Genomic DNA, 26,810 nt, shown 5'->3' on the forward strand with positions numbered 1-26,810 from the left:
CGCCAACACCAAGCCCGCGTCAGCCACCACAAACGACGCGGCCACACACCACCCGAACCTGCCCAACCGTCACGACAAGGACCGTTGCAGTACTAACGAAGGCTGAACCGCTGCATCTCTGGGTGGTCCTCGACCAAGCAGTCCTACAACGAGAGGTGGGTGGACGTCAGGTGATGGCCGCGCAGATAGACCACCTGATCGAGCAGGCCCAACGCCCCAACATCGACATCCAGATCCTCCCCTGGTCCGCTGGCGCGCACGCTGCGGGCGTCGGGCACTGCGTGACGATCACTGCCGGCGGGATCACATCCGCCTATATCGAGATGCTCAGCGGCGGGCTCTACCTGGATACCGCCGAAGGCGTGAAGATCTACACCACCGCCATCGACTACCTTCACAGCCAGGCCGCCGATACCACCGCGTCCCTCCAGATCATGAGCGCAGCCAGCGAGGAGTACCGAAAATGACGAGGAACAAGCCCTCCGCCGAGGAGCTCGCGGAGGCCCGATTCCGGAAGGCGTCGGCCAGTGGCCCCAACGGCAACGAATGCGTCGAGGTCGCGCAGGTGCGCGAATGGGCGTGCGTGCGGGACTCCAAGGTCTCCCAGGGGCCCACGGTCGTCGTGCCAGCGGCTGCATTCTCCGCCGCAGTAGAGGCACTGGCGTCCAACGCCCTGTAAGACAGCCGCAGACGAGGGGGCGTCGAACCTGATCAGGTTCGACGCCCCCTCGTCCGTTCAACGGCGAGCCTCCCCCACCGGGCGGCGAGCTGTCGGCGAGGTCGGCGTCCCGGCGGGCCTCGCCGGGGGGTGAGGCTGCCGTAGATGTCGATGGAGGCGTCCCAGTCGGCCAGGACCGTCTTCGCGCGGAACATCGTGGCGGGGCTGACGGGTCGGGTGGGTCGGGCGATGGGCGGTATCGGTGGGCGGGGAGGATAGGGGCATGAGTATGAGCCGCCCTCTTCTGACCCAGCGTGAGGCCGCGTCGGCGTGCGGGGTGAGCCGCTCGACAATCCGGCGGCGGCGGGAGGCCGGGGATCTGCCCGGGTGCGTGCAGGACGAGGCCCGGGGGTGGCTGATCCCCGTCGAGGCGCTGCTCGCGGCCGGCTTCCGGGTCAACGCCCCGGCCCCTCCTGAGGGAGGGGCGCTCGGCGGGCCGAAGCTTCCGGCCGAGGGATCGACGGCGGCCGGGGAGGGCGACGACGTCGCGCAGACTGGGCGGGTGCGTGAACAGGCGCACGCGCTGGAGTTGGCCGAGGCGCGGCATGCGGCCGCCCTGGCTCAGGCCGAGGCCCGGTTCCTACGTGAACAGCTCGCGGCGAAGGAAGACCACATCGAGGATCTGCGTTCCGCGCTGAGGGCGCTGTCTCCCGCGCCGGAGCGGACGGCCATCGAACCGGCAGTTCCGGGCCAGGGTCACACCGAGTCGTCAGCGTCGGCCACGCAGGAGGCTGAGGGGGAGTCGCGGCGACGGTGGCGGGGCGGACGGCGTTAACCGCGCGCTGCACACGAAGACGCCGAAGGGCGGCACCTGGATGGGTGCCGCCCTTCGGGCTCCGTGGCGCGTGGTCAGCTCTGGTGCATCTCCTCGGCAGCGCCGGGGGTGTAGCCCGTCACCAGCAGGGCCACCGCGTCAGCACGCAGCTCGCCGGCAGTCGTCTGGGAGACGGCGAGGCGGGTCATGATGTCGCTCAGGGGCAGGGCCTTGATGTTGATCGCGGTGGCGGGGGTGCCGTCCGGGTGAGCGGCCAGCAGCATGCGGGCGACGCGGCGAGTGTTGCGCTCGCGGGAGGTCAGACGGATGAAGTCCTCGGCCGCCTCGATAGCGGCCTCCGCGCGGATGACGGCCGCGAGTTCTTCCTTGGCCTGGCGCTCCAGGGTCGCGGCCTGGCGGGTGGCTTCGGCCACGGCGAGGGTGTCGGCAGCGCGCCGGGCCGCCGCCGCCGCCGCCTGGGTCTCCAGGCGCTCCACCTCCTCGATCTGGCGGGCAGTCTCCAGCCGGGTCCGGGCGGCGGTCGCCGCGATGTCGGCGGCGGCCTTGTCGTCCTCGGCCGCGCGGTGGCGTGCGGCGGCGGCCTCCGCCGACTCCATCGCCTCTGTCTCCGTCTGTGCGAGGCGCTCCGCCGCCTGCCGGTTCTGCTCCGCCCGCAGCCGCGCCGCGTCCGTCGCGGACTCCGCGAGCACCCGGGCGGTCTCCGCCTGTGACTCCGCCTGCACCGCCTCCGACTCCGATCGTGCGGCCGCCGTACGGGTAGCGGCGGCGATCCGGCTCTCGGCCGCCTTGATCCGGCTGTTCGATTCCAGCTGCTTGATCTTGAGGCTGGCCTCGCGCTCCGCCTCGGCTACCTCGGCCTCCGCCTTGCGGTCCTCCTCCTCCGCCTTGCGCTCGTCGGCCTCCGCCTTCCACTTCGCCGGGAGCGCGAGCGCTTCCTCGACGGTGTAGCCGCGGGGCGCCATCGTCATCGGGAGGAGCTGCTCCTCCGTCGCCGTCTTGAGGCTGCCACCAAGCTCCTGGGTGAGCCAGACGCGGTAGCCCTCCAGTGCCTGCTCCCGCTCGACCATGTCGGTGTACGAGCGGACGGCGGCCAGCCGCATGCGCCGGTACAGACGGGCGGTGCGGATGGGGGAAAGCACCCAGCGATGCAGGGGGATGCGGGCGGTCTGGGTACCGTCCGCGATCCGGGCGGCGTGCATCAGTAGCCGCCGGGCCGCCTCGACGCCGAGGACGAAAAGGATGGGCATCACTGCGTGACCGGCGGCGGCCAGCGGTTCAGCGGAGAGACTGGCCCACACTCCCGCGTCCTGCGAGCTGACGGCCTCGGACGTGGCGTTGAAAAGGACGGTGACCAGGGTCATCGCGTGGGCGGCGAACCTGAGCAGCGGCCAGGGAGTGCCCCGGCGGACCATCACGAGGTCCAGGGCGAGGAGGGCGACGATCGAGGCGTCGATGCCGATCGGGAACCAGGGGGCCAGTGACCCGAAGAACGGCCCGTCGCTCAGGCCGATGGACACGGCGAACTCGCGCAGGGCGCTGTAGGAGGCGGCGAATCCGATGATGCCGACCAGCGGCATGCCCACGGCGGCCACACCCAGGAGCAGCCGGCCAACCCATTTCTGGGAGCGGTCGGCGGCCTGGAGGGTGGCCAGATGGCCGGGGGCCAGGGCGCCCGTGGCCGGGGCCATGGACACCCCTGCGGTCTCCTCGCCCGGCCGCCCCGGGCCGCCCTTGCGAGGGGCGGGCGGAGCGGCCTTCCGGGTGCCCGGAGTGGCCGGGGTGGCCGCCGGAGTGGCCCCGGCCGCGTCCGGACTGGCCGGGGCCATGGCCTCCCGGGTGGCCGGGGTCTGGGTGTCCGTCAGAGTCTCGCTCATCCGGGCAGTCTGCCCCCTGCCAGTGACAGCCGGAGCACCGGCCCTCACATCCGGAGCGGAGCCGGGTACGACCGGAGCGGTCGGACGGGGGTGGCCGTTGAGGCCGGGCGGGTAGGTTTCCATCTGCGTCACGGGGTTCCTCCGTGGTCGTACGAGGGGCCGGGAGGTGCGAACTCCTGGCCCCTCTCGCGTGTCTGGGGGTGTAAAGGCGGGTCAGTGGCGAGCGTCGGTGGTGCTGCGGGCGAACATGCCCCGCGCCTGGGTCGTCTGGTGGCTGTGGGTCTGACGAACGGGCCCGGCGTAGTGATGGTGGTGCGTCACCGGGGCGGCCTGCTGCGCGGCTTGCCCGGCGCGGCGGACGAGCCGGGCGAGGGCGGCGACGACCGCGACGGGCGCGCCGACGGCGAGGCCGAGGGTGAGCGGGTCGACCCCGGCCAGCGCCCACAGGGCCACGCCCGCTCCGGTGCCGGCCATGAGGACTCCGGCGCCGCCCGCGAGCATCACGACGGAGGCGTCGGTGGCCTTCTGGGACATCGGCGGCCGACCCGGCTGGGCGACCGGGAGGGCGTCACCGATGACGGGCTCCGGGGTGGTGTCGCGGTATGACGTCGCCATGGGGACGACAGGCGCGGCCGGGGCGATGGCGTCCTCGACGGCGGCGATCAGGTCGGCCGCGAGGGCGGTGGTCTTGGGGGAGGGCTGGGGTTCCACGGGAGTCTCCTCGGCAGGGTCGGCGGGGCGGGGGTCAGGCGCGTGCGGTCCAGCCGCGTTCGGTGCGGCGGATGTCGAAGGAGGGCCCGGCGATCCGGCCCTGGACGGGCAGACACGGGCCGATGCCGAGGGATTCGATCTGGGTCATCAGGGCGGCGATCTCGGCGGCGATGGCCGCGGCCTGCTGCTGCTTGCGGACCAGGCCCTCGGGGCGTCCGACGTACATGGAAATCCTCACTGTGGGTGATAGTCAGGTGGGGTGTCAGGCCGGGGACTTTGACAGTCAGAACCCACTGTCAGGTGGTGTCACCTGCGGAAATATGTGACTTCTCTATAGGCCCCCCGGCCGTCTGACAGTCAGGAGTCAGAGCGTCCCCTGACTGTCAGATCGTCACGTTCGGTGACAGCTACGCGGGCTGGAGGGGGGAGTGGAGGATGGTGTAGGCGCCGTGGCCGTCGCGCTGGAGGAGGCCGGACTCGACGAGGCGCTTGAGCTCACCCTGGAGCCACGGCCGCCCACGGCCGGCGGCCACGGTCACCGGGATCAGGTCCGCCGGAGCGAATTCCAGGCGGCCGGTGGTGACCCAGCCGTCGAGTTCGGCGTAGAGGGTGTGGCGGGCCGCGTCGGTCGACATCCGATCGCGCTGCTCGAACTCCATGTCCGAGTCCGGGTCGGCGTCGATGACGTCGTCGTCCAGGCCGAGGCGGGCGTAGTCGGCGTCCGGCTCAGGGTCGGCGGGGATGGCGCCCATGATCTCGTCGTAGGCGTCCTGGAGCTCCATGGCGGCGGCCTCCTCGATGTCGGTCATGTCGGCGGTGTCCTCGGTGTCGTGGGCGGAGTTGGCCGTGGCCGGGGCCGGAATCGAGGGCCGGGCTGCCGGAGCGACGACGGGGGCGGCCGGAGGGGTGGCCGTGACCGGGGCCGGGGCGGCCGGAGCGGGCATCGCGGCGGCCGGAGCGGCGGCCGGAACAGCAACGGCTCCGGCCGGAGCGGCGGCGATGGCAGCGCGCAGCGCGTCCAATGCCGCGGCGGCCGACGCCTCGATGCCCGGAGTCGTGCGGTTGGTGCCCCGGTGGGCGCGCTGGGCATAGGTCTGGCCGAGCGCGTTGGCTGTGGTCGCGTCGAGCGGGTCGCGGTGCGGGGCGGCGACCTGGACGAGGGCGGCCAGGACCGCGCGGTGGGTGAGGGAGGAGCGGGCTTCCATCGTCCAGCGGTCCTGCGGGATGCCCATGCCGGTCGCGAAGCCGTACCCGGGCCGGTCGCTGCCCCAGGCCGGGATGGCGCCGGCGTCGACGACGGAGTCCGGCAGGCAGAAACCCGCGTCGCCCGCGTCGTCCACGCCCATGCAGACGGAGCCCTGGAGATTCGCGCGGACGTCGGTGGAAATGTTGGTCCAGGTGGCGCGCTGGAGGCTGACGCCAAGCCAGATACCGACCGAGCGGGCGGCCCTCGCGATCTTCTCCAGCTCGTCGAAGTCCGCGACGTCAGCAGCCTCCTCGACCCAAAGCAGCACCGCGTTGAGCGACGACTCCGGGGACCACTGGTCCAGGCCCTCCTCCGCCAGCACACTGCCGCGCGCCTTGATGGCGGCCGGGAGCGACTTGAGCAGCCGCTTGGCCTCCTTGGGGTCCTGGACGAACCAGTCGATGCAGTCGGCCATGTGCCCGACCGTCTGGCGGCCCTTGGCCAGGTCGATGAGGAAGATGCTCATCTTCTGGCGGGCGCCCAGGTGCGCCAGGAGCGTGCGCAGCAATTCCGACTTCCCCGCGCCGGTCACGCCCATGACAAGAACGTGCTGGAGGATCGCCGCGCTGAACGGGTCGATGGCCCAGATCTCGCCGTCGGCGTACATCCCGAGCGGGATCGGCTCCGTCGGCAGCATGCCGAACGTGTCGGGAAGCATGAACGCCACGCCGTCCTTGAGGAGGTCGGCGACACGCATCGAGATCATGCCGCGCGAGGCGTCCTCCGGGTCGGGGGTGACGATCACCCCGGACGGCGGAACCTGGAGCGCCGCCGCGACCGTGGCCGCCGTCGCCTGCACCGCGCTGATCGTCCCGCCCGGGGCAACCGCAATCTGTGCCTTCACCGTGCCCTTGCCGGTGCCCTTGGCTTCCTTGACGGTGACCTTCTCCCAGCCGATCGCCTCCGCAAGCTTGCCCAGCCCGCCGTTGGTCTCCTCGACCTCCGGGTCCGACCCCTGGCCGTTGGACATGATCTGACGGGCGTTCCAGGACGCGGCGAGCAGCGCACCCCCCATGACCCAGAGGTCCAGCATCGGCCGCCCGAACGGCCCGGCAGAGACGGCGCAGGTGAGCCAGCCCATCCCGGCTGCCACCGTCGCGGTCGCCTGCGCCCGCCGGAACTTGCGGAACTTGGTGTTCGAGCCGGAGGTCTTCCAGGTGACGGCCGCCAGGGCCGCGCCGCCAAGCGCGATCCCGGCCGACGCGAGGCCAGCCGACATCGCCGCGTCGCCCCACATCAGGTTCACCGCCGCCCCGGCCGCCGGCGGCAGCGCCGCGGCAGCGATCCACGGCGGGGTGTACGGCAACGCCTTGCCCAGCAGATAACCGCCCACGGCCTTACCGGCGGACCTGCCGACTGCGACCAGCTCGGAGCCGGCGGCCTGGGCCGCAGTCTCGGCCCCAGACTTCTTCCGCGTCATCGGTCAGCCCTCCCCGATCGTGAACGTCTTACGGGGGCCGGTCTTGCCGGAGCGGGCACGCCTAGCCTCGGCCTCGGGCTTCACGAAATGCCGGTCAAACGCACTGGCCATCTTCAAGGCACCGACGCCGAGCGCCTTCGCCGCCTCGGCGCTGACCTTGAGGTGCGCGGAGACCAGTCGAGCCTTGATCCGGCTGCTCGCGCCGAACGTGTACCACTTGCCCTTGTAGGTGCTCAAGACACCGTTGATCTCCTCGGCGCGCATCCCCAGGATCAGGTGCAGCTCCCGCCCCAAGTAGTTGATCGCCTTCGCCAGGGCGAGGATGTCCCGGTCGGAGCGGATCTCGATCTTCTCGATCGCGTAGATCATCCGGTCGCCCTGGTGACGGTCCGCCCCGCCATCGGCGGGCGCCGCGCCCCGGCCACCACCGCCACCACCGTTCCCACGGCCACCGCCGCCACCACTGCGGTTCACGGTGACGCTGACCGGCGGCAGGACAGAACCGCCGACACCACCCACGAACGCACCGGCCGCCGCACCCGCGGCCTCGGCGACACCGGTCGCGCGGCGCGGGCGGGCGGGTCGGGGGGCGGGGGTCTCGTCGGGCCAGTCGGAGAAGGAGTCCGACGGACGCTGACGCGGCGGCGGCGAGGGCCGGGCCGGCTGCTCCGGGGCGAAGGTCTCGGTGTCGGAGGCCCAGTCGTACGGGCCGCTGCTCGTCGTGCTCATCCCTGGGTCTCCTCGTGAATCGTGATCCCGCCGAACCACAGCGGGGTGTTGATCTGGATCAGGTCGATGTCCGGGTCGCCGGACTCCTCGACGGCGTCGGCGGCCCGCTCGATCAGCTCGTGCGCCGCCATGAACCGCGCCGTGGCGACGGCGGCGTACAGGTCGGTCGGCCCCATCGACGTCCTCGTCGCGAGACGGGCCGCGAGTCGGGCGACCCGGGCCGCCGCCGCCACAGCGGCGACGGCCCGGTCAATCAGGAGCACTCGCATCTGCCCGTACATCAGCAGCCCCCCGTGAACGCCAGGGCGCTGAGCACGTTCCCCGATCCCCCGGTCAGGGCGATCACGCGGAGCGACTCGCCCCCCGGGGTCCGCAGGCACTCGCCCCGCGTGTCGAGCGTGAAAAGCTCCGGCAGGAAACCCGCCACCGTGTTCATGCCGATCGCCGCATACGCGGCCTGCACCGTGAACTCGCTCTCGAACCGGAGAGTCTCCGGGCCCGGCCCGAGGTGGATGTAGGTGATCTTCACTGCGCACCCCCCGCCTGCGCCGCGTGGGCCAGAGTCTCCGCCAGCCGTGACGCGGCCTCCTGCGCCGAGATCAGCGCGTTCCGCGCCGCCTCCCGCGCCGCCTCCATCGCCGCAGCTGCGGCCCGGCGCTCCTCATCCCTCACACTGGTCATGTCGGTCCTCCACTCACCTGGATTGGTCCGGCGGACGCCCTGTCCTTTCGGGCGGCAGGTCCCCGCACTTGCGTCGCGGTGGCCTGGTGGGTCCCGGGGTTGCACCCCTGGGACCCACTGGCATCCCTCGTGACCATGAAGTTAGAGATCCCGAAGCAAAGTGTCAAGATGGTTTACAACTTACTTGACGCGCTCCCTGTTGGGGCGATACTTCTTGACACCGATAGCCTGGAGGGACCCAGGAAAGCGGGAGGACATGACCATGAATGCGAACGGCATCGTCGCCGAAATCAGGAAGGGCATTGCCGCAGGTGAATACGCCTACGGCGCCCGCCTGCCGAGCGTCCGGGATCTGGCCGAGCGGTACGGCGTGAGCCAGCAGACTGCTGCGGCTGCCTACGCGGTTCTTACCGCGCTGGGACTCACCCGTACGGCCGCCGGTAGCGGCACCACGGTCGCGGCCGGGCCGAGTGCCGATGCCTACCTCGGTACCTACGCCCCGCCGGACCTCACCCAGGGGGAGGCGTGGCAGCCCAACGGGTCCGGTGGTGAGGCAACCGAAGAGACCTACCTCGTACGGCAGAGCACGGCCCCTGTCGAATGGGTGGAGTGGGGCTTCACCGAAGGGTCCGATGTCGTGGAACGGCATCGAGTTCGCCGCGTGGACGGCGTGCCGGTGCAGCACAAGCTCACGGCCCTGCCCTACGAAATCGCCAGCCGCAGGCCCGAGGGACACGAAGGAGTCCCGCCTATGCTGGCCCCGGTCGGCGCGCCCCCGATGAAGCCGCCGCACGGCATGCGTGCGGCGGACTGGTTGGGGTGGACGGTAGACCGCACTCGTTGCGAGATCACAGCGGAGCCCATGGACCCCGCCGCGTCAGAGGCCCTTGGCATGCCGGAAGGAAGCCCGGGATTCCGAGTGGTCAGCATCGCCAAGACCGCCGAGGGCGACACGCTCTTCGTCACGGTCACGACGGCGCCACTTCACCACCGCGTGACGATGGAGATCCAGGGCTGAGGTAGAGGTAGCGGTCAAGGTCGCCAACGGCTCGACCATCCTGCGGCACCTCGTGCCGCTGCGGTGACTGGAACGACCCGGCCGGGAAACGAGAGCGCCCGCCCTCTTAGGGGGCGGGCGCTCTCGTTTCCCTACTGCGGTGCCTACCGCTCACGGGCCGGAAACGATGGCCACGATGAGCACCTCGCGCCGGACCTCATCGACTCGGTACAGGACGCTGGTCCACGCGTAACGGCCACCGACGGAGAGCTGGGCGGTGTAGAGGCCGCCGACGCGGTCCGGGTACAGCTCGCCGCAGGTGTACGGGGAGGCAGCTGCCTGCTTCTCGAATCCGAGAACCGCAGCGCGCTCCTCGGGTGTGGCCGTGGCCAGTCCGGCGCGGCCGGTCTCGCTGTAGGCAATTGCCCACGGGGGGTCGGCGGTCACCGGCCGGGCGCCTGGCCGTCGGCGAGGATCTCCTCGGAGCTGTAGCGCGGCGCGGTCGGGTCGGTCGAGGCGGCGACGGCGGCGAGGATCTCGGGGCGGGTGCGCATGACGAGGCGGTGCCGCCATGCACGGACAAGGGCGGCGTACTCCTCGGGGTCGTCGAGGTCGAGTTCACCGAGCTGTGCCTCGAACTGTTCCCGGTCCGCCGGCGAGGCTGCGGAGAGGGCGGCTCGCAGTTGGGTGACGGTACGGGGGCCGCCGTGCGGGTGGGTGTGGAACGGGTCGATGGGCTCTTCTGCCGGCAGTGCGCTCATGCCTCGGCTCCCCGGGGGGTGAGGTCCTGTGGGCGGCGCCCGGCGGTGAGGATCTGCTCGGCGAGGCTGCGGGTCTGGGGGATGTGCCTCAACACGGCCGGGAGTTCGTCGAGGACCACGGCGACGGGCGGGCGGGCCTGTTCGCCGCCCGGACCGGCCGCGAGCTCGCGGTGGATGTGACGCTGGCTGTCCATCAGCTTCCTTCCGTGGGTCATCGTCGGGGACCGTCGAGCGTGAAAGGTCTTCGCCTAGGCCGCGGCCTGCGTCCCGTCCTTGGTCTTCGCTTTGCGGGCCTCGCGGTTGCGTGCGGCCTCGGCGAGCCACCCGGGGTGTTGCTTCTCGACGAGGTCCCGGAGGTACTGGCCGGTGATGCCGGCGCGGCGTGCGACGGCGGACACGTGGCCGTACTTGTCGGAGGTGACGGCCTCGGCAACGGCGGCCACCAGGAGACGGGCCTTGAATCTGGCGGCGTCCTCTTCGAGCTTTTCCACCTTCTTGCGAAGGTCGTCGAGGGATTCGGTGTCGTTGGTCATGGATCGAGGATGACACGTCCCCAGTTCGACTACAAGCCAGACTTGAAGTTGAGCTGAAAGCCTGGAAGAGTGGGCGCCGACCGACCAGAAAGATCCGGATCGGTCTGTCAGTCGTTATGAGTTCAACTCATAAAGAATGAGGTGCAGGCATATGGGCAGGCGTCGAGCCGCCAGCGACATGAGCACCACCGTGGGGACGCTCCGCATCACCGTTGCCGCTCTGATGCACGCGTGCGGCGAGACCCAGACCGAGTTGGCGGAGCGCATCGGCATCACGCAGGGGCAGCTGAGCCGCAAGCAAAGCGGGCTTGCTGCTTGGTCCCTCACCGACATCGACAACTTGTCCACCCACTACGGCGTGCCGGTCCCGGACCTCGTCGCCGGTCCGACGCACGCGGTAAGCAAGCTCGACAGGCGCCGTCTCGCGACGGTCGGCAGGCGACAGCAGGTCATCGCGGTCTGAGTCGCAGTTCCACGGGCGCATCGGGCTCGACAGCCCTGATCCCGTTCCAATCCGCTCCACTCCATGCGAAAAGCCCCGTCGGGGAGATTCCGCCTCCGTATCCGACAGGGCTTTCCATGGACCGCTCTAGGTCTACTGCGAGTGTACCCACGGGTCCCCGGGGCCAACACCGCAGAGGCCGGAAAGGCCGATTCGTGGCATTGAGCCGCGCACACCGCGACATCTCGCCGGACGACTGCCCGTCGTGCTGCAAGATCTTCGCGGCTCTCAAGGACAGTCAGACGATGAGAGACCTCGACGGCGCCGCCAACGACCTCCCGCCCACGGCGGAGGCGATCGGGGCAGCTGTCGGCCTCAAGAAGCGGGCGACACAGAATCACCTTGCCCACCTCTTCGCCACCGGCCGGGTCGACGCGGACCGCCGGACGCCGATCACGGCGGGCATCGGTCAGCCCGTTCTCTTCGGGCCCCAGGAGTGGGCCGCCGGAGTGCTGGCACCCGACCCGACGTGCGCTCGGTGCCTCATCGCCCTCGCCGGGTTCGGCTGGGAAGGGCAGGTGTCCATGCCCGAGCTGGCGGCGGCGGCCGGAATCTCGCTGCGGACGGCCGAACGGCACCGGGCGCACCTGATCCGCGCGGACCTTGTCACGTTCCGCCCTGTGCCGGTGACGACGGGGGACGGAAAGAACTTGGGGCGCCTGCCGGACCGCTTCACGCTCATGAGCGGGCTCACGGCTGCGCGACTCGTCGGGGCTGCGTGGGACGAGGCGCCGACGGTGGCGGCCGGGGTCATCGAGCGCGTTCGCTGGTTCGTCGGCGACACCGAGGAGGAGCGCGCGAACGCGGTCAAGTCGGTGACGTGGTGCCTGCGGAACGGGTGGCCGGAGGAGGCTCTCCTCCGGGCGTTGGACGCGTCCAAGAACCGGCAGGCGTACCGCCCCGGCGGCTATCTGTCCAAGCTGCTGCGCAAGCTGCCGGCGGAGTACGTCGTCCCGGCCCGACTGGCGGCCACGGGTGAGGTGACGGAACGGCAGGTCGACTGCCGGATCTGTGACACACCGTTCAGGAGCAAGGCGGGTCAGGTTTTCTGCGGCGGCGTCGTATGCCTGCAACCCGAGCTTGCCGTCATCCCGCCCAACGCCCAAGTCTTCAAGATCGCCTGATGGGAGCCGTGTCCAGCATGGGAAAGGTCATCGACGCCATGAAGTCGCGGTTTCAGACCCGCGACATCCCCAAGACGATCCAAGGCCGCTTCAACGCACTGCTGCGCAAGGAGAAGGGAGACACCGCCAAGGTGGCGGAGCGTCTCGGCGTCTCGCGTCGCACGGTGCAGCGGTACGTCAAGGGCGACCGGGACATCAGCAAGAGCAAGCCGGAGATCCTCGACCGCCTCGCAACGGAGGTGACCAAGGATCACCAGCCGCGCGTACGGGCCAAGGCCGAGGCCGAAGCAAGGGAACGCGGTCTTACCGTCGAGACGCGGGCGAAGTTCGGATTCACCGCCGCCGGCGGCAGCACGGACGACAGCCGGATGCGCCGCCTCACCGAGGACGTCCCCGATGAGCTGATCCCCGAGATCTTCGAAGCGCTGCGCAACGGCGACGACAACAAGGCGAACGAGATCATCGCCGAGGGTCTCGCCCGGGAGTACTTCCGCGAGGCCGACACCGAGGCTCTGCGCGGCCTCGACGTCAAGTTCACGGACATTGACTACATCGAGCTGGACTACCGGTGATGACCATGACTGAGACCACCTACACCGCGCCCCTCCTCGTCCTCGACGCGACCGAGGGCCTCCTCATCGCCCACCGGCCGGACGTCCAGCGCATCGAGGTCCCGGCGGAAGTCGTCGACCTTCCGACGGCCGCCGAGTGGGCCCTCACGTACGGTCTGGGCGCCCCCAAGATCTCGGAGTACGGCGAGGACTCCGCGCCGCTCCTGGTCCTCACCGAGTCCGCGGCCGAGTCCCTCGGCCTCCCGGCACAGCTCGACGACCGCAAGCACCTGCGAGTGCCGGACGACCACCCCGCCGTCAAGGCCGTGGAAGAGGCCGGGTGGACCATGTCACGGGCCGGTCTGGGTGCCTGGACCTTCCTGTACCGCGGCCGCGACGAGGTCCGTTTCGCTGTCGTGCCGTGGGGCGCCTTCGGCGACAACATGCGGTGGGGCGACATGGATTTCGTCGCCGTCGACCCGCCGGCGCTCGCGTACACCCTCGGCCTGTACGCCGAGCGCGTCGTGAGCCCGACCGGCGGAACCGCCGGGTGCAGCCTCACCCTGATGAACGCTGTACGTCCGCCGACCCGCCTCGCGTTCGACCGGGGCACGAAGCGGATGAGGCGGGTCCCGGTGCCCGGGTCCCTGTCGGAACCGGTGGACCCCGCGCCGCCCGAGGCGCCCGACGAGCACCCCCTCGCCGCCGAGCGGACGCGCGAGCAGGCCAAGGACCCGGAGCACGTCCTCAACGAGGAGGCCCTCGCCTGGTACAGGGAGCCGACCGAGTACGAGACCGGCGCCCCGTACGTCGTCGGCCTGGACCTCAACGTGGCGTTCCTGGCGGCCTCGAACCGGCTCACCGTCGGCATGGGTCCCGCCGTCTACACCGACGGTCCGCAGTTCGACAAGAAGATCCCGGGCGCGTGGCTGGTCGACCTGTCCGGCGCCACGCTGCGGACTCGGCATCTGGCCACCAAGGAATGGATGCCGCTCCCGGACACCTTCCCCTCGCCGTTCACGCCGACCGGCAAGACTCCGACCGGCCCGGCCTGGTACGCGACACAGACCCTCGCCTACGCCGCCGAACTCGGCATCGACGTCAAGCCCCTCGCCGCGTGGCTGCGCCCGGAGTCGGGTGGGTATCTCGACCTGTGGCACAACCGGCTTCGGGATGCGTACATGGCCACCCTCGCGGATCTCGGCGTGACGGCCGACATGGGCGAGGAGGCATTCCTCAAGACCATGTCGACGATCAAGGAACGCGACCCCGAGGCCGTCGCTCTGCTGTCTGCGATCAAGCAGACCGCAAAGGGCGGCATCGGCAAGATGCGCGAGCGTCCCCAGGGCAAGCGGGCGGGGAAGTTCGCCCCGTGGCCGGCACTCAAGCGGCCGACGTGGCGCCCCGACATCCGGGCGGCGGTGATCAGCGCGGCCCGGGTCGGCGCCCACCGGAAGATGGTCAAGACGTGGACCGCGACCGGCCTGGTCCCGCTCGCGGTGCTCTCTGACTGCGTGATCTACCCCTCCGGCCACCCCACGGCCCTCGCGGTGGTGCCGCGCAAGGCGGACGGAACGCCGCTGCCGGGCGGCTTCCGTATCGGCCCGAATCCCGGGTTCGTCAAGGAGGAGGGCGTTCGCTCGATGGACTGGTACCGGGAGATGGTCGCCAAGAAGGCGAATCCGGGGCGGTTCATCAAGGAGGGGAAGGATGCGGGCCGCGAGGAATGACCCTCCTCGGGGACGGGCGCGGTCATGAGCCGTCCCTCGATGAACTGAAGAACGCGACAGGCCCCCACACGCGTGGGGGCCTGTCGCGGGTCGGCGTCCTACTACTCGACGAACTCCGCCTCGACGATCTCGATCCCGGCCGGGACCTTGGCGTGAGTGTTCAGCCATCGTCCGGCCGCCCTGATGGCCTTGACGTCCTTGTCGGCGGCCTCGCAGTCGAACGGCGGCACCTCTCCCCCGAGCTTACTGAGGGCCGCTACGAGCTTCTCGGCTGCCGCGGCGGCGTCCGCGAGTGCCTTGTTCACCGCTCGGCGCTGCTCCTCCTCCGAAACCGTGAGCTCGCCCGGGGCCTCGCTCGTGCCCCAGTCGAGGCGAGTTTTCCTGATCACTGCGGCTGTGAGTTTCCTGCCGGACGCCTCAGCCGTCTCGACCGCGTCGGCCAGTATGGCGAGCGCGGTCTCTTCGTCCTCTTTCCAGACGGGGACGAGTTCGAGGGCTGCGGACTTGAGCAACTCGACCTTGAGTGACCGAGTCGGGGTGGGCGCGGGGGCGGGGGTCACGTCCTGAGTGTTGGCGGCGCCGGCTTCGAGCGCCTTGCGCTGCGCGGGAGGTCCAAGCGCCTTGCGTCCCTTGGTGTCCGGATTTCCGGACACGGGCTTTCCGGACGCTGCGGCAAGGCGAAGCGGCGCGGTGTCCATAAGTTCGTACATGGTCGATCGCTTGAGCCCCCACCGCGTAAGGCCGTAGTTCTCGATCGTGCCGAAGGTCGGCACGTAGAGGTCGGGTTCGCTGCGGATAGCGTCGAGGAGGAAACCGATCTCGATCTCGGCGCGGAACTTCGCCCGGGTGACGGTGTCGGCCAGAGCTCTGCGGGATGCCTCGATCGCGGCCTCGTAGACGGCGAGGCGCTCCTCGGGGGCGTCCGGGAGCTGGGCCCGGTCGACGAGCTGCGGGGCGAACAGGTCAACCTCTGCCTTGGCAGGCAGGCCGCCGCCGAAGTTGGAAAGGAGGTCGTCGCCCTTGTCCTGGGGTTCGGACGGTTCGGCCTGCGGAGCGAGTTCGGCAGGTTCCGGCGCCCCAACAGGCTCCGCGCCGGCGGAGTCCGCATCGCTCGACGTGGCGGCGGTTCCCTCTGCCGTCGCGTCTGCGGGCGAGTTGTCGGCGGCCTTGGTCGAAATGCCGAGTCGGCGCCGACGGCGGCCGGGGGTCACAGTGCTCATGCGGGCGTCACCGAATCAAGCAGGAGCCGGGCAACCTGCCCGTAGTCGGCAACTGCGGTTGCACGGGGGGCGTGAAGTCGGGTCGGCCGATGCGTGGCCGGGGCTTCGCCCACCTTGGTCGTCTTCCTGATCGGGGAGACGATCGCGTCGGGGTAGTCCTCGGCGGCCTGTTCCTCGACTTCGCGAGCTAGGTCGCTCTTCTCCCACATGGTGGTGAGGATGGCAGCAACTCGCAGTTTGGGGTTCTCCCGCCTCTGAATCTTCTCGATGGTGCTGTTGATGCTGAGTACGCCCTGCGCGTCCAGGGCGCCTGGCTTCACGGGAATGATCGCGTCATCTGCGGCAATCAGGCAGGCGATCGTGACGAGGCTCATCGTTCGAGAGGCGTCGATCACCGTCACGTCGAAGTGCTCTTTCGATTCGGCGATGGCGTGCCGCAGGGCGCTGTCTGTGCTGCTGGTGCGCTCGTACTCGACGCGAGTCAGGTCCGGCGTGCACGGCACGACGTAGAGGCTCTCGAACCGCGTCGGGTAGGTGGCCTGGTCGAGAGACACCTCGCGGGTGGGCCCGTGCGGGTTGCGCGGGTCCTCCGGGGTGCCGAGGAAGACGTGACGCAGGTTGTAGTGCTGCTCGAAAGGCAGGCCCTCGGGGTACTCCACGCCGAGCCAGTACGTGATGGCCGCATTCTGCGGGTCGGCGTCGATCAGGCGGACGCGCAGCCCCATTGCCGCCCAGGCGGCTGCGAGCTCAACGGCCGTCGTGGTCTTCCCCACCCCACCCTTGTTGTTCGTGACCACGAACACGCGGGCTGGCTGCGCGGGCCGGAAGGTGGCCGGGACGAGGGTCGCCGCGGACCACTGGTGATACGTCGCGTCCGTGTTCCACTCCGAGACGATCGAGAGGAACTCTAGATCGTCCGCGAGGGGCGGAATCGTGGTGAGTGTCGTCATGGTTAGACGGTAGCCATGATCAGGCCGCGTGCTGTGCTCGCACTCCCGAACTCACCCCTTTCGTGATGCGGGAGGCCCGGAACCCTTGCGGTTACTGGTGTCCGGAAATCCGGACACGGGGCGTCAACTGGGCTGCGAGCGGTCATGAGACGGCGGCGGAGCTCCGGCCACCGAACCCGCCACGACCGCTGGCGCAGCTGCATCCCTTCGACCGAACCCGCTGCACGATGCCGGGCCGGGTCAGGTCCGAGGCACTGGGCAACCGATGTCGACGAGGAGACCCTCGGGGATACCCTCGCGCATCCACTGCTCGGCCGCCGAGGAGATCATGCCCCCACGCCCGTGCAGCAGCGGCCCAACCTGTTCACCCATGATGCGCGCTGCGGCTTGGGCGTCGACCGGGAGGCCGATGTATGCCTGCCCCGGGGTCGGCCATGTGAGGTCGCGGGCGGTCCCGTCCTTGCCTGCACACCAGGCGTGCGCCTCCTGCTGCATCCACGCGTCCCAGGCCCAGCCCTCGACGTAGGCGAGCTCGCCGCCGGCGGCGCAGGCCCAGGACACCGACTCGATGAAGCACCTCCCGGGCTCGCCGGGCGGCTCCTCGCCGCCGGGCCAGGGTGCGGGGGTGAAGATGCGACCGTGGTCGAGGAGGAGGCTGGAGAGGGTGCCGTACGCCCAGCCATCGCGGTCCCGCGCGGTCATGCGCAGAGAGGAGAGGAGCCATTCCTCGGCGTCGGCGAGCGCGGGAGCGCTCGCCGGGTAGGCGGTGTCGGTCATGGGCGTGGCCTCCTGGGGTGGGGTCGCGATTCTTCCGCGTGATGCACCCCTGGGGGAAGCCGACCCAACCAGGCGTGCACCGAATCCCCGACTGTGCGCGCCCGTTCCGGGTGGGGAGGGAGAGAAAGCCCAGGTCGGACCGAACCCGCCATTCAGTGCACCCCCTCTGCACCGAACCCGCCAAATGCTGCACCCCTCGCGCCACGTGGGGGTATGTGCTCTGCTCATGATTTGTGGGTTGTGGGCATACGACCATGTCACTGCGGGCGACGAGGGGCGAGCGGTTTTCGGGCAGTGAAGGGCCCCGCCGCAGGCTGCGGCGGGGCCGGTGTTCAGAGCCTGTGTATGCATGTTCAGTTCGGCTCGGTGCCCAGCCGGGCGACGCGTAAGTGCCTCACCAGCTGGCGTCGATCCCGTCCTCAAGGTCGGCCATGTTCGCGGGCTCCCGGTCGTAGTCGTCGAGGGCGTCGCAGGTGCAGCCACCGCCCTCATAGAGGTCCCTCTCGCACTCTCCGTCCCGGTGGGTGGCTTCGGGCTTCTCCGGCCGGCCTGGGGCCCATCGTGGGGCAGGTACGATCTCGGATCGGCCTTGGATCTCGGCCCGGATGGACTGGAACGAGCGGCCCTCCCACCCCTCGCATGTCTCACAGCCGCGTCCGTCGGGGCCGGTCCCGGGGCAGTCGTACATGTGCATCTCAGGGTCGATGTCGCCCTCGTCGTACGTGGGGAGCTCGCTCTCCTCGTCGTGGTCGAGGCGCTCGCGGCTCACCATGCGCTCGGCGCGCGGTCGGGGGCTGCCCACTCAGGCGCCGTCGGCTGCGGGTCGTGATCGAGAACCGGGACTCGGGACGGCGGCCGGAGCTCGTCCTCGTCGCGCCGCTCGTCGTAATGGTCATCGGGCGGTTCGGCGATCGGGTCGACGTCGCCCTCGGGGCCGTCGTCGAGGTAGTCGAGCGCGTCCTCCTCAGGCGTGGGGTAGTGGTCAGGATCGAGGTCGCGCTCATCCTCGTCGCCCTCGCCGCGGACGTGGTCGGGGAAGTTGGGGTGTCGAATCCCCTGGTAGATCACGGTCACGTGGCCCCCGTTCATGGCTCCGGTGTACCGTTCGCCGTCGACCTCGGCCCGGGTGCGGACCTCGCCCCACGGGAGGTCAGGGAGTGTGACTGTGACCTCGAATGGTTCCCCGCACCCGTCGCATTCATAGGTGTCGTACCAAGCCGTGAGGTCGAACATCGAGCCCGGGTGGCGGTCGAAGTGCACCATGCGCCCCGTGCACGGAGGTGCATAGCCCTCTTCTACACACGGCGCCCCGTGGTGGCAGGTTCCCCCGGAGCATCGGCACGGCTTGGCGGGATTGGTCTCGGGTCGCCATACGGCCTCGGCGTGTGCCCGCTGCGCCGGGGTGGCATCGGCAGGGAGGGCGCGCACGCCGAGCTCCTCGGCGGTGATACCGAGCGCGCCCTCGGTGGAGGTGGGTTCGAGGATGTATGCCACGACGGCCGGGGCGGGTGCCGGCTGCTCCCCAGTGGCGGGTTCGGCGGAGAGCTCGGAGCGCGCTCGGTTCAGCGCGTCGTGATACCTGATGCCCTCGGCCTGTTGGATCTCTCGCGCGCGCTTCTGTGCGGCGTTGCGCTTTGGCATGGCGATGCCCTCCCGGTCCGGGCTTTGGTCCCCACGCCACCGGCCCGGTACGGAACGGATCGTCAGCTCACTGGTTCACGGACCGGCATCCCGAGGGACCTCCCACCGTCGGCGCCTGCGCAGCGTGGGTACGCGGGGACGGTGTGGGCAGCGGTATCTGCCCTGGGGAGACCGTAGCGCACACCGCCGACAGTGCACCGACGATCCGCCGCCTGCTCGGCGGTGGCCTCCACAGGGGCCCGCTCCGGTCGCGCTTTCTGATCTGCCCGGGGGCCACCGCTGGCCCCGGTCCTACTTCCCGGGCAGTCCCGTACATCCGGGGAAGGGCACCCATCGGCAGCTCGGGGCGCGTCCGTCGCAGCGCGGGCATACATCCGTGGTCGAGGTGAGCGGTAGGCCGTAGACCCACATCAGGCAGGAGGGGGCGCGGAGCGGTCCGTGTTCCTCGGGGTGGGGCCGGTGGTGCAGTGTGGGAAGCCGGTTCCATCGGCGCTCGTTGGTGTTGCTTCCCGGAGTTCGTCCTGCGGATTCGGGTCGGTGAAGCTCTAGCCAGTAGTCGAGCGGCGCGCGCTCCCGGCGGGAGATGACGCCCGTTGGGGCGATCAGTCGGCCGACTTCTTCGACCCACTTCTCGGGTGCGGCACCGCGCTTGCGGCGCCGTTCCTCCCACGTCCACATGGCCTCGGCGAGGGTGAGGGCTTCGGGGTAGACGGCGACCGGCGCCGCCCGCCGGCGGTGGCGGCCGAGGCCGAGGGCGTCCTCGCGCTCGCGCCAGAGCTGGGCGCCGACCTGTCCGTTGACCCACCACCAGAGCATGACCTGATGGGCGTCTGAGACGAGGGCGTCACCAGTCGGCCCGAGGCGGTGCACGAGGTCCCGGTGTCGCAGCAATGCCCGGCTCAGGTCCGGCAGTCGGCCGGTGTCGACGAGATAGCCGCCGTCATCGCCTGCCAACCATCGCCGTCCGCACCCGCACGGGTGCCACCGGTGGCCGTTCGCCGTCAGCCACGCCCCGGGCTCCATACACAGGGGGCAGGCCGGCAGGGGAGCCTCGCCAGGCTCATCGGGCCATGGAGCGATGTGCAGCCCCTCGGCACCGGCGAGCCGTTCGGGGGTGAGGCCCGGGAGTGCGCGGGCGAGTTGGTCGACGTCTCGGTCCACCAGGAGCGCGAGCCGCCCGAGGGCTTCGGTGGGAAGGTGAACCTCCTCACGCTGCGGTGCGAGGCCGTCCTCGGGAAGCGCGCCCCCGTCGCCGCCGAGGGCGTCGAGGAGGACTGGGGTCGGTAGGCCGTTGGCCTTGGCGGTGCGGGTGAGGTACGAGGCGGTTGTCTCGCCGTGGATCAGCGGTACGCGGATGGGGAAGTCGTCCGCCGTGAGTGGTGCGGGTGCGGGGCCGGTCATGTCGGCACCGTGCCACATCCGGATGGCGTGGGGGTGGGTTCGCGAGGCTTCCCCTCTGCCGGGTGGTCCGCGGCCTCGGGAGCGCCCGGGGGAGGGGGCGGGGTGTCGCTTCTTGATATGGACCTGTCAAGTTCTGCGATTGACCCTGTCCGCTACAGGGCCGGGTCGGGCCCGGCCCGGCACGGCGGGCCGCGCCCCCCGAACATCGACTCAATGACCTGTCGCGCGCCCTGTCGCGTGGCGTCCTGTCGCGTGCTGTGACCTGCGCGAACACCCCCCAACCCCCGGGCCTCGGGGCAACGCGACAGGGGGGCCCGCCCGATGGTCGCGAGAGGAACGGCGGCCCGTGCCGGCGCCGTGTTCCCGGAGGGCTGCACCCTGGCACGCAGGCCCCTCGGGGCGCCGGTCGGCACGCGGCCGCGAACGTTGGTTGCGTCGGCGAGCGTGGCCGGAAGTACCGTCACAGCAGGCGCAGGGATGGGCGCTCGCGCAGGAGACGCGGCGGGCATACGGAGCGACGGGGGCAGCACCGCGAGCGGGTCGGGCGCGGCCGGGAGCGCGAGGCGGGTGGGGGCGCTCTCGACGGCGCGGGGGGTGGGGAGTTCGGTCGTCTCGTTGTGGTCGCCCGTGTAGGCGAGGGGGGCACCGGTGGTCTCGTCGAGCCCGTAGAGGCGGGCCCTGTACGCCTTGGCCACCTCGTACCAGTCGCGGCCGGTCACGGCCGCCGTGATGGCCATCCCGTCGAACGGGGACACCGCGTCGGCGCACTGCTGCGACTTGTTGCGGATACCCTCGCCGCGCCCGACGTGCTGCCACGGGTACCCGCCGCGAAAGCCCACGAGAATCGCCAACTCCGCCTGTCGCAAGCGTCGCTCGGTCTGGTCGGGGTCCTCGATGATCGCGCTGTACCACGTTCCGGTGACGCACTGGGAGGCATCCGCCCCGGCACGGAAGCTACCGCCGCCCTTCACCCTGCCCGTACGCGGGTCAGGCTTCCGCTTACCTCGGGTGTGGATCACGCCTTCCGCACTGATACGGAGGGCGGTCGCCATGGTGACGACCGGCAGGGGAGTGCGGCCCTGGAGGAAGTCCACGGATACATGTCCGTCCGGCCCCCACCCGTTCGTGCTCTTCACGAACCGGGCGGACATGTTCGCGCAAGCCTCGCCGCCCTTGCACCCGTCACATGTGCGGCACGCGTCGCGCTGCACAGACACCTTCCACGCGTTCTCGCGGTCGCAGTCGTACGCCGCGCCCCAGGGGTCGCCCTCGCGGGTGGCCACCATCCACGTGCGCACGCGGTGCGAGGCCGCGCCCTGGTCGACCGCGTCGGAGATCTGGAAGGACACCCAGTTGAAGCCCTTGTAGTCGAATCCGGCGCACCGCAGCTCCGCTTGGATGGCCTCGCACAGGGGCGCCGCCCGCAGCAGCAAGTTGTTGCTCTGCTCCATCGTCACCGACTGGAGCGGGGCGCCGTGCTTCATCAGGACCAGCGGCCAGAGCAGCATTTCCGCCATGAGTGCCGTGCGCTCGTCGGAGACGATCTCGCGGGCGGCTTCCCGGAACTGGTCGGGGGTCATGGTCGGAGGCAGCAGACCACCGAGGCAGTGCGGGCCACAGTCCTCGGCGTCCGGGTGGTCCTCGTAGCCGTCGAGGATGTTGCCCCAGTAGTCGTGCGGGCCGCCGTACAGGGAACAGACGTCGTCGACCATGAGCCAGCCGAACGCCTCCCCGGCGGAGTTGAAGAGCTCCATAAGGCTCATGACCTCGTCGGGGTTCAGGCCCGCAAGGAGGCCGCTCGTGCTGAACGTCGGACAAGGCGGGGAGCCGTGCACGCGGCGCGTGTCCCTGAGCACAGGGTGGCGAGGGTCGAGGGTGCGCACGTCCGCCACGATCACCGTGTGACCGGCGGCGCGAGCGGTCGCGGCTGCACCCTCGTCCCACTCGACGGCCACGACGTCCCATCCGGCCATGAGAAGTCGTCGGCCCTCCTGCATCCCGCCGGGGCCGCCGAAGAGTTCGATGCAGCGCTCGGGCTCGCCCTTCCGCCAGTCCCGCGCCCAATGCGGCGGCCACGGGGCGGCAAACTCGGTGCAGTCCTCGCAGTCCTCGCAGTCCGCCCCGCTTCCGCACGTCTCGCAGTTCGCGCAGGTCCAGCCGACCCATGTCCCGTCGTCGTCGAAGTCGCCCCACTCGTCCCACGGGTGGTCGGCGTCCTCGTCGACCAGGAGCGCGGAGCGACGCCCCTCGTTCGGCATGTCCGCGTCAAGTTCTGCGGAGAACCCCCCTTCCCCACCGGGGGCGTGGTCCACCACGGGCCGCGGCGTCAGCACGCCCAACACCGCACCACCATCCCCCTCCCATGCCTCCTGGCCGCCCGGGTCGGACACCACGTCAGCCGCACCCGCCAGAGCGGCATTCCAGCCGCAGCCGTCGCAGCGCTCAGCGCGCACCTCATGGCACAGACACCGCGGGCAGAGCCCCGGCTCGACCGCGCTGCCCGCCACGTCCGCCGGCGCGTCGCGCCCGGGGTCGGTCACCTTGGAGCCGTCCCGCGTCCTCGAAAGGATCTGGTCGTACCGGGCCTTGGTGTCAGAGATGGTGTTCCGATTCCGGAGCGTCAACGTCTTCGCGTTTGCCCGCACCACAACGTAGGTCTCGGTGTAGATCTTGCAAGCCTCGACGACGTCCCCCGTCTGGAAGTCCCGCCGCTCCCACGGTCGGGCCCGCCCATTCACGAGCTCGGCGAGGTCGGCCGCCGCGCGCGCCTTCCGAGCCTTGACCTCCGCGCGCTGCGCCTCCGCCGACGCCTCGATCGCGCGACGGGTTGCCCCGTCGGCCTGAGCGCGGTCCCGCAGTGCGCCCTTCGCCGAGCTGTGCCCCAACAGGATGGGCTGTCCCCCCGCGAAGCGTCCGTAGCGGGCACTCGCCAATTCATGCATGCGCTCGGCGCGCTCCCGCAGGGCCCCCGCGCGCTCCTCGGCACCCGCCGCCTCGCGCTGCGCCTGCCGTACGGCGGGCGCGGCCGGAGCGGCCGGAGCGGCCGGAGCTGCAACGGAGCCGCCGGCGGGCCCTTCCTCGACGTACTGCACGGGAGTGGGCAGGCCGTACCAGTGGGCGAGGGAGGCCGTAGCGGTGCGCCGGTCCCGGTCGCCGCGCGCGGCCTCGACGATGTTGCCGGTGTGGTCGCGCACTTCGTAGGTGGACTCCCCTGCCCCGGCGGTCCGGAGGGTGACGGTGCCTCCGATGTCGTCGAAGCCGTCGAAGCGTACGGCGGTGGTGAAGTCGTCCAACGGCCCGACCCTGCGGCCGCGGGCTGTGATGCTCAGCTCGGCGGGGACGTCGACCCGGACCACAACACAGTTGGCGTTGTACCGGACCACGGTCATGCCGTCCGCCTCCTCGACGGCCGCGCGGTACGCCCGCATGGCGAAGTCCCAGGAATCGGCGGCCCACCCGTTCGGGCGGTAGGGGCGACCCCCTTGCACACGCGTGATCATGGCGTCCCACATGTTCGGGCCGACCATCCAGCCGTCTGCGTTCGCGTCGAGATCGCCCGGGGTGAGTCCGCGTCGGGCGAGCACGTCGCTAACCGTGCGGTAGTCCCAGCGCTCGCCCCGGGGGGCGGGCCGCCATGGGGCGACGGTCGCCGCCGGCGAGGGCGCGCCCCCCTCACCTCTTGACGCGTCCGCGTCAAGTTCTGCGGAATCCCCCCCTTCCCCACCCTGCACCTGTCGCCTCTTTGACGCGTCCGCGTCAAGTTCTGTGGTCTCTCGCGACTCCAGCGCGAGCGTGTCCGCGCGCCCCCGGTCCTTCGCCGCGAGCGTCGCCGCCTGCTGCGCGATCTTCGCCGCGTCCCGCGCGTCGTCCGCGCTCGCGCCCGCCACCGTGAACCACTGATCGGCCTCCCGCGTCCGGGCCGCCCGACGCGCGCGGGCCGCGTGCTCGCGCGCCTCGCCGGCCGCGGCCTCCGCCTCCTGCACCCACTCCCGCAGCCGTGCCGGGAACCCGTCGACGTCGGGGCACCCCTCCGCCCACCGACGCGCGCTCACGACCGCTTCCGCCGCCGCTTTCGCCGCCCGCCCCGCCTCACTCGCCGATTCCAGTCCGCACCGAATGTCGTCCGCCGCTCCCTGGCGGTCCTGGTAGGCGCGGAGCGCGCGCTCCTGTGCGTTCTCCGCCCGGCGGAGCGCACGCGCCACCCGTCCAGCCTCGCCCTCACGTCCCGGCGGGACCATGCCGACGCACGTGGTCACGTTCTTAACTGACGCGTCAGCCTGCCCGCGTGCGGCAAACGCGCCGTCCGCGTCGGTAGCGTCCGCACCCTCAGCTCTCGAAGCGGCACGCTCCGCCGCATCCGCCCAGCGCTCCGCCGATTCGGCCACCGCAGCCGCACTCTCCGCAGCCTGCCGACGCTCCTCCTCGATCGCAGCCACCGCGGGGGCGTGAACGTCGCCGCTCAGGATGGCAACAAGAGCCTGCGAGGCGAGGGAGTTGCGCGTACCCATGACGCTCTGGGCGTCGCCGATGCTCTCGATGTCCTCAACGGTGGGCGTAACCCATTCGCTGTACTTGTCGCGGTACCGGAGATCCAGGGTCAGGTGACGCGCGCACTTGACCAGTGCCCCGCGCTGCGGGTCATACGTGAAAAGCCGCTCCGTGCACTCCACACGACGCTCCCCCGCATCCTGGCACTCACGCACCGTGTAACCCGACTCGCGGATCACGTACCGGCGCCCGCTATCGCCCCAGCGCTGCCCCGTGGCCAGAGTCGCAAGTTCACGCAGCATCCGAATCGCGACGTAGGTAACGAACGCGCGGGACGATGCCAGCCGCGCCTTGACCTGCGATCCGGGAACGGACACCTTCCACGCTTCCCCGTCCGCCGCGTCGGCATTGAACCGGATTCCATCGATGACCATCGGGAAGTACCTGCGCCCGCTCTTCGTCGTCTCAACCAGGCCCATGTGAAGCTCAACCGGCACGTACGGCTGGTAGCCCTCCCGCGGGGCGAACTCGGCGTAGGAAACCGGCGGCTCCGGGAGGTAACCAAGCTCATCCGACAGCCCGGTCATGTCGACGTTCACACCCTCCGCGCCGAGGCTGCGGACCACCGCACCCCCGACCCAGTAGGTGTAGAGCGCGTTCTTGCCAGTACCGGTACCGGCAACCTTGCTGCGCGTCATGTGAAAGACGCGTCCGGTCTCACCGGAGCGATCGGTCGTAACCCAGAAAGAGCCTGCCTGCGGGGCGTGCGACCACACCTGACCCACAATGCGCGTCTCGCCGTCGAAGAACTCGACCCAGTCCCCAACCCCAAACGCGTCCGCAGCAAAACCGGGCGCATCCTCCAACTTGGGCAGGCGGAGCGCCGGGGCGGACGTCCTCCCCGGCTTCCACTTCGGCGCTCGCGCGTCCCGCTTCTCAATCGCGGCGACCAGTTCCGTCCTACGGCGCGCGTACGCCTGCCGCGCCTGCGGGGCCGACCCCTCGCCCATGGTGTTCAGGACCGTGAATCGCGCCCGCTTATCCGCCGACTCGATGACTTCAAACTCGCCCTGCATGTAGGTCTGCACCGTTCCTGCCCTTCCGCCTGCCCGATCTCTTACGGTGCCCACGGTACGCAACTTCAAGTTCAACTGCAAGTTGAACTTGAAGTTGGATTGCTGGCGTGGCGCTCCTCGCCCGAACCCGCCACCGAACCCGCCACCACCGCGCACCCCTCGCCACCGAACCCACCACCCGGGCGGATTGCTGGCAACGGGCCAGGAAGGGGGTTGAGTGCCCGTCAGACGGCCTCGCGCGCACCAACCGGACGGGGAGGGTCACTCGTGACGCTCCGGCCCCTCTACGGGCCCGTGACCTCCCTCTCGATGGCGGGGCAAGGGAGAGGGAGGTTGTGGAAAAAGGGTGCAGCGTTTGGCGGTTACGGTTCCGACCTGCGGAAACGGGCCCAAATGACCATCGAGCGACAAGAGTTGGTAAGGGGTGAAACTTTACTAAGGACCCTTACTCGAACAACCGCATGGAAACCGTCTCCAAATGACGATCCATCAGAGAGGTCGTTTCCGCAGGTCAGCCACGAACCCGCCAAATGCTGCACCCCTTAAGGCTGTTCGATTTCCAAGTTGTGGAAAAAGGGTGCACGGTTTGGCGGTTACGGTGATCGGTCCAGGGAAGGGTAGAGAGCCGAAAGCGATCGGAAATGCCCTCCGACCTGCGCAAATGTTGTTATCCACAGGGGTGCAGAGTTTGGCGGGTTCCCCCTATGTCCCAACACTCAACCCGCAGGGAAGAGGTGAGCCGCCGAAGCGGCTCACTCCGGCCGCGAAGCGGCCGGCCGCAACGGCGTGAAACGCCGTCAGGTGAGCGGCGAAGCCGCTCACTGGTTGTAGCGGCTACGCCGCTACATACCCAGGCTCTTATACACAAAACCCAGCCCCACCGACCCCGGGAAATAGCGGATTGC

Annotated in this window: 27 protein-coding genes and 1 pseudogene; 8 read left to right on the plus strand and 20 right to left on the minus strand. The window is 70.3% G+C overall.

Going from position 1 to position 26,810, the window contains the following annotated elements:
• The 3 genes from ACFVZH_RS37260 to ACFVZH_RS37270 all read left to right on the plus strand — a co-directional run.
• A partial coding sequence (locus ACFVZH_RS37260) for a DUF5753 domain-containing protein (protein ID WP_384904615.1) occupies window positions 1-467 on the plus strand: 467 nt, incomplete at its 5' end.
• On the plus strand, window positions 464-679 hold the full coding sequence (locus tag ACFVZH_RS37265) for a DUF397 domain-containing protein (RefSeq protein WP_384904617.1): 216 nt from the start codon (window positions 464-466) through the stop codon (window positions 677-679). The genes ACFVZH_RS37260 and ACFVZH_RS37265, both read left to right, overlap by 4 nt.
• A gap of 262 nt (window positions 680-941) precedes the next feature.
• Window positions 942-1,493, plus strand: coding sequence for a helix-turn-helix transcriptional regulator (locus tag ACFVZH_RS37270; RefSeq protein WP_384904619.1), 552 nt, complete (start codon window positions 942-944; stop codon window positions 1,491-1,493).
• Between the two features lie 74 nt (window positions 1,494-1,567).
• Here the strand turns inward: ACFVZH_RS37270 and ACFVZH_RS37275 are convergent, their stop codons facing one another.
• From ACFVZH_RS37275 to ACFVZH_RS37310, 8 genes are all read right to left on the minus strand, one after another.
• Complete coding sequence (locus tag ACFVZH_RS37275; RefSeq protein WP_384904621.1) at window positions 1,568-3,367, minus strand: DUF2637 domain-containing protein; 1,800 nt, start codon at window positions 3,365-3,367, stop codon at window positions 1,568-1,570.
• Window positions 3,368-3,580: 213 nt separating this feature from the next.
• Window positions 3,581-4,078: a hypothetical protein gene (locus ACFVZH_RS37280; protein ID WP_384904622.1), complete on the minus strand. Its 498-nt coding sequence runs from the start codon at window positions 4,076-4,078 to the stop codon at window positions 3,581-3,583.
• Window positions 4,079-4,112: 34 nt separating this feature from the next.
• Complete coding sequence (locus ACFVZH_RS37285; protein ID WP_384904624.1) at window positions 4,113-4,304, minus strand: hypothetical protein; 192 nt, start codon at window positions 4,302-4,304, stop codon at window positions 4,113-4,115.
• 181 nt (window positions 4,305-4,485) lie between these two features.
• Window positions 4,486-6,744: an FtsK/SpoIIIE domain-containing protein gene (locus tag ACFVZH_RS37290; protein WP_384904626.1), complete on the minus strand. Its 2,259-nt coding sequence runs from the start codon at window positions 6,742-6,744 to the stop codon at window positions 4,486-4,488.
• Between the two features lie 3 nt (window positions 6,745-6,747).
• A complete protein-coding gene (locus ACFVZH_RS37295) occupies window positions 6,748-7,473 on the minus strand; it encodes a hypothetical protein (RefSeq protein ID WP_384904628.1) in 726 nt (241 codons plus the stop codon).
• Window positions 7,470-7,742, minus strand: coding sequence for a hypothetical protein (locus tag ACFVZH_RS37300; protein WP_384904630.1), 273 nt, complete (start codon window positions 7,740-7,742; stop codon window positions 7,470-7,472). Before ACFVZH_RS37300 ends, ACFVZH_RS37295 begins: the two co-directional genes overlap by 4 nt.
• An 11-nt stretch (window positions 7,743-7,753) precedes the next feature.
• Window positions 7,754-8,002: a hypothetical protein gene (locus ACFVZH_RS37305; protein ID WP_384904632.1), complete on the minus strand. Its 249-nt coding sequence runs from the start codon at window positions 8,000-8,002 to the stop codon at window positions 7,754-7,756.
• A complete protein-coding gene (locus tag ACFVZH_RS37310) occupies window positions 7,999-8,154 on the minus strand; it encodes a hypothetical protein (RefSeq protein WP_384904633.1) in 156 nt (51 codons plus the stop codon). The genes ACFVZH_RS37305 and ACFVZH_RS37310 overlap by 4 nt, the downstream gene beginning before the upstream one ends.
• Window positions 8,155-8,410: 256 nt before the next feature.
• Here ACFVZH_RS37310 and ACFVZH_RS37315 point away from each other — a divergent pair, with 256 nt between their 5' ends.
• Window positions 8,411-9,172 (plus strand): GntR family transcriptional regulator, encoded by a 762-nt coding sequence (locus ACFVZH_RS37315; RefSeq protein ID WP_384904635.1) that lies wholly within the window; start codon window positions 8,411-8,413, stop codon window positions 9,170-9,172.
• A 150-nt stretch (window positions 9,173-9,322) separates the two neighbouring features.
• Here the strand turns inward: ACFVZH_RS37315 and ACFVZH_RS37320 are convergent, their stop codons facing one another.
• From ACFVZH_RS37320 to ACFVZH_RS37335, 4 genes are read right to left on the minus strand one after another with little or no spacing between them, the layout of a single operon-like run.
• Complete coding sequence (locus ACFVZH_RS37320) at window positions 9,323-9,598, minus strand: hypothetical protein (protein WP_384904636.1); 276 nt, start codon at window positions 9,596-9,598, stop codon at window positions 9,323-9,325.
• Window positions 9,595-9,912 (minus strand): hypothetical protein, encoded by a 318-nt coding sequence (locus ACFVZH_RS37325; RefSeq protein WP_384904638.1) that lies wholly within the window; start codon window positions 9,910-9,912, stop codon window positions 9,595-9,597. The genes ACFVZH_RS37320 and ACFVZH_RS37325 overlap by 4 nt, the downstream gene beginning before the upstream one ends.
• Window positions 9,909-10,127 (minus strand): hypothetical protein, encoded by a 219-nt coding sequence (locus ACFVZH_RS37330; protein WP_384904640.1) that lies wholly within the window; start codon window positions 10,125-10,127, stop codon window positions 9,909-9,911. Before ACFVZH_RS37330 ends, ACFVZH_RS37325 begins: the two co-directional genes overlap by 4 nt.
• A gap of 33 nt (window positions 10,128-10,160) precedes the next feature.
• Window positions 10,161-10,445 carry a hypothetical protein gene (locus ACFVZH_RS37335; RefSeq protein ID WP_384904642.1) on the minus strand — a complete coding sequence of 95 codons (285 nt, stop codon included), beginning with the start codon at window positions 10,443-10,445 and terminating at the stop codon, window positions 10,161-10,163.
• A gap of 151 nt (window positions 10,446-10,596) precedes the next feature.
• Here ACFVZH_RS37335 and ACFVZH_RS37340 point away from each other — a divergent pair, with 151 nt between their 5' ends.
• From ACFVZH_RS37340 to tap, 4 genes are all read left to right on the plus strand, one after another.
• Window positions 10,597-10,908: a helix-turn-helix domain-containing protein gene (locus tag ACFVZH_RS37340; protein WP_384904643.1), complete on the plus strand. Its 312-nt coding sequence runs from the start codon at window positions 10,597-10,599 to the stop codon at window positions 10,906-10,908.
• A gap of 284 nt (window positions 10,909-11,192) precedes the next feature.
• A complete protein-coding gene (locus tag ACFVZH_RS37345; RefSeq protein WP_384904644.1) occupies window positions 11,193-12,071 on the plus strand; it encodes a hypothetical protein in 879 nt (292 codons plus the stop codon).
• A gap of 17 nt (window positions 12,072-12,088) precedes the next feature.
• Window positions 12,089-12,643, plus strand: coding sequence for a telomere-protecting terminal protein Tpg (tpg, locus tag ACFVZH_RS37350; protein WP_384904658.1), 555 nt, complete (start codon window positions 12,089-12,091; stop codon window positions 12,641-12,643).
• A gap of 5 nt (window positions 12,644-12,648) precedes the next feature.
• Complete coding sequence (gene tap, locus ACFVZH_RS37355) at window positions 12,649-14,352, plus strand: telomere-associated protein Tap (RefSeq protein ID WP_384904646.1); 1,704 nt, start codon at window positions 12,649-12,651, stop codon at window positions 14,350-14,352.
• A gap of 101 nt (window positions 14,353-14,453) precedes the next feature.
• On the opposite strand, the gene ACFVZH_RS37360 is transcribed toward tap, so the two are convergent.
• From ACFVZH_RS37360 to ACFVZH_RS37395, 8 genes and pseudogenes are all read right to left on the minus strand, one after another.
• The gene (locus tag ACFVZH_RS37360; protein ID WP_384904647.1) at window positions 14,454-15,572 is read right to left on the minus strand and encodes a hypothetical protein; all 1,119 of its coding nucleotides are present in this window, start codon (window positions 15,570-15,572) and stop codon (window positions 14,454-14,456) included.
• Window positions 15,569-16,522: a ParA family protein gene (locus ACFVZH_RS37365; protein WP_384904649.1), complete on the minus strand. Its 954-nt coding sequence runs from the start codon at window positions 16,520-16,522 to the stop codon at window positions 15,569-15,571. Before ACFVZH_RS37365 ends, ACFVZH_RS37360 begins: the two co-directional genes overlap by 4 nt.
• A gap of 240 nt (window positions 16,523-16,762) precedes the next feature.
• Window positions 16,763-17,299, minus strand: coding sequence for a hypothetical protein (locus ACFVZH_RS37370; RefSeq protein ID WP_384904651.1), 537 nt, complete (start codon window positions 17,297-17,299; stop codon window positions 16,763-16,765).
• A 394-nt stretch (window positions 17,300-17,693) separates the two neighbouring features.
• Window positions 17,694-18,101 (minus strand): hypothetical protein, encoded by a 408-nt coding sequence (locus ACFVZH_RS37375; RefSeq protein ID WP_384904653.1) that lies wholly within the window; start codon window positions 18,099-18,101, stop codon window positions 17,694-17,696.
• A complete protein-coding gene (locus tag ACFVZH_RS37380; RefSeq protein WP_384904655.1) occupies window positions 18,065-18,562 on the minus strand; it encodes a hypothetical protein in 498 nt (165 codons plus the stop codon). Before ACFVZH_RS37380 ends, ACFVZH_RS37375 begins: the two co-directional genes overlap by 37 nt.
• Window positions 18,563-19,231: 669 nt before the next feature.
• Window positions 19,232-19,894, minus strand: coding sequence for a hypothetical protein (locus tag ACFVZH_RS37385; RefSeq protein WP_384904660.1), 663 nt, complete (start codon window positions 19,892-19,894; stop codon window positions 19,232-19,234).
• A gap of 126 nt (window positions 19,895-20,020) precedes the next feature.
• A pseudogene (locus ACFVZH_RS37390) lies at window positions 20,021-20,359 on the minus strand (TniQ family protein); the annotation flags it as partial.
• 134 nt (window positions 20,360-20,493) lie between these two features.
• Window positions 20,494-25,917, minus strand: coding sequence for a DNA cytosine methyltransferase (locus tag ACFVZH_RS37395; protein WP_384904656.1), 5,424 nt, complete (start codon window positions 25,915-25,917; stop codon window positions 20,494-20,496).
• Window positions 25,918-26,810 lie beyond the last annotated feature (893 nt).

This window comes from Streptomyces sp. NPDC059534 (assembly GCF_042743475.1).
Classification (GTDB): domain Bacteria; phylum Actinomycetota; class Actinomycetes; order Streptomycetales; family Streptomycetaceae; genus Streptomyces.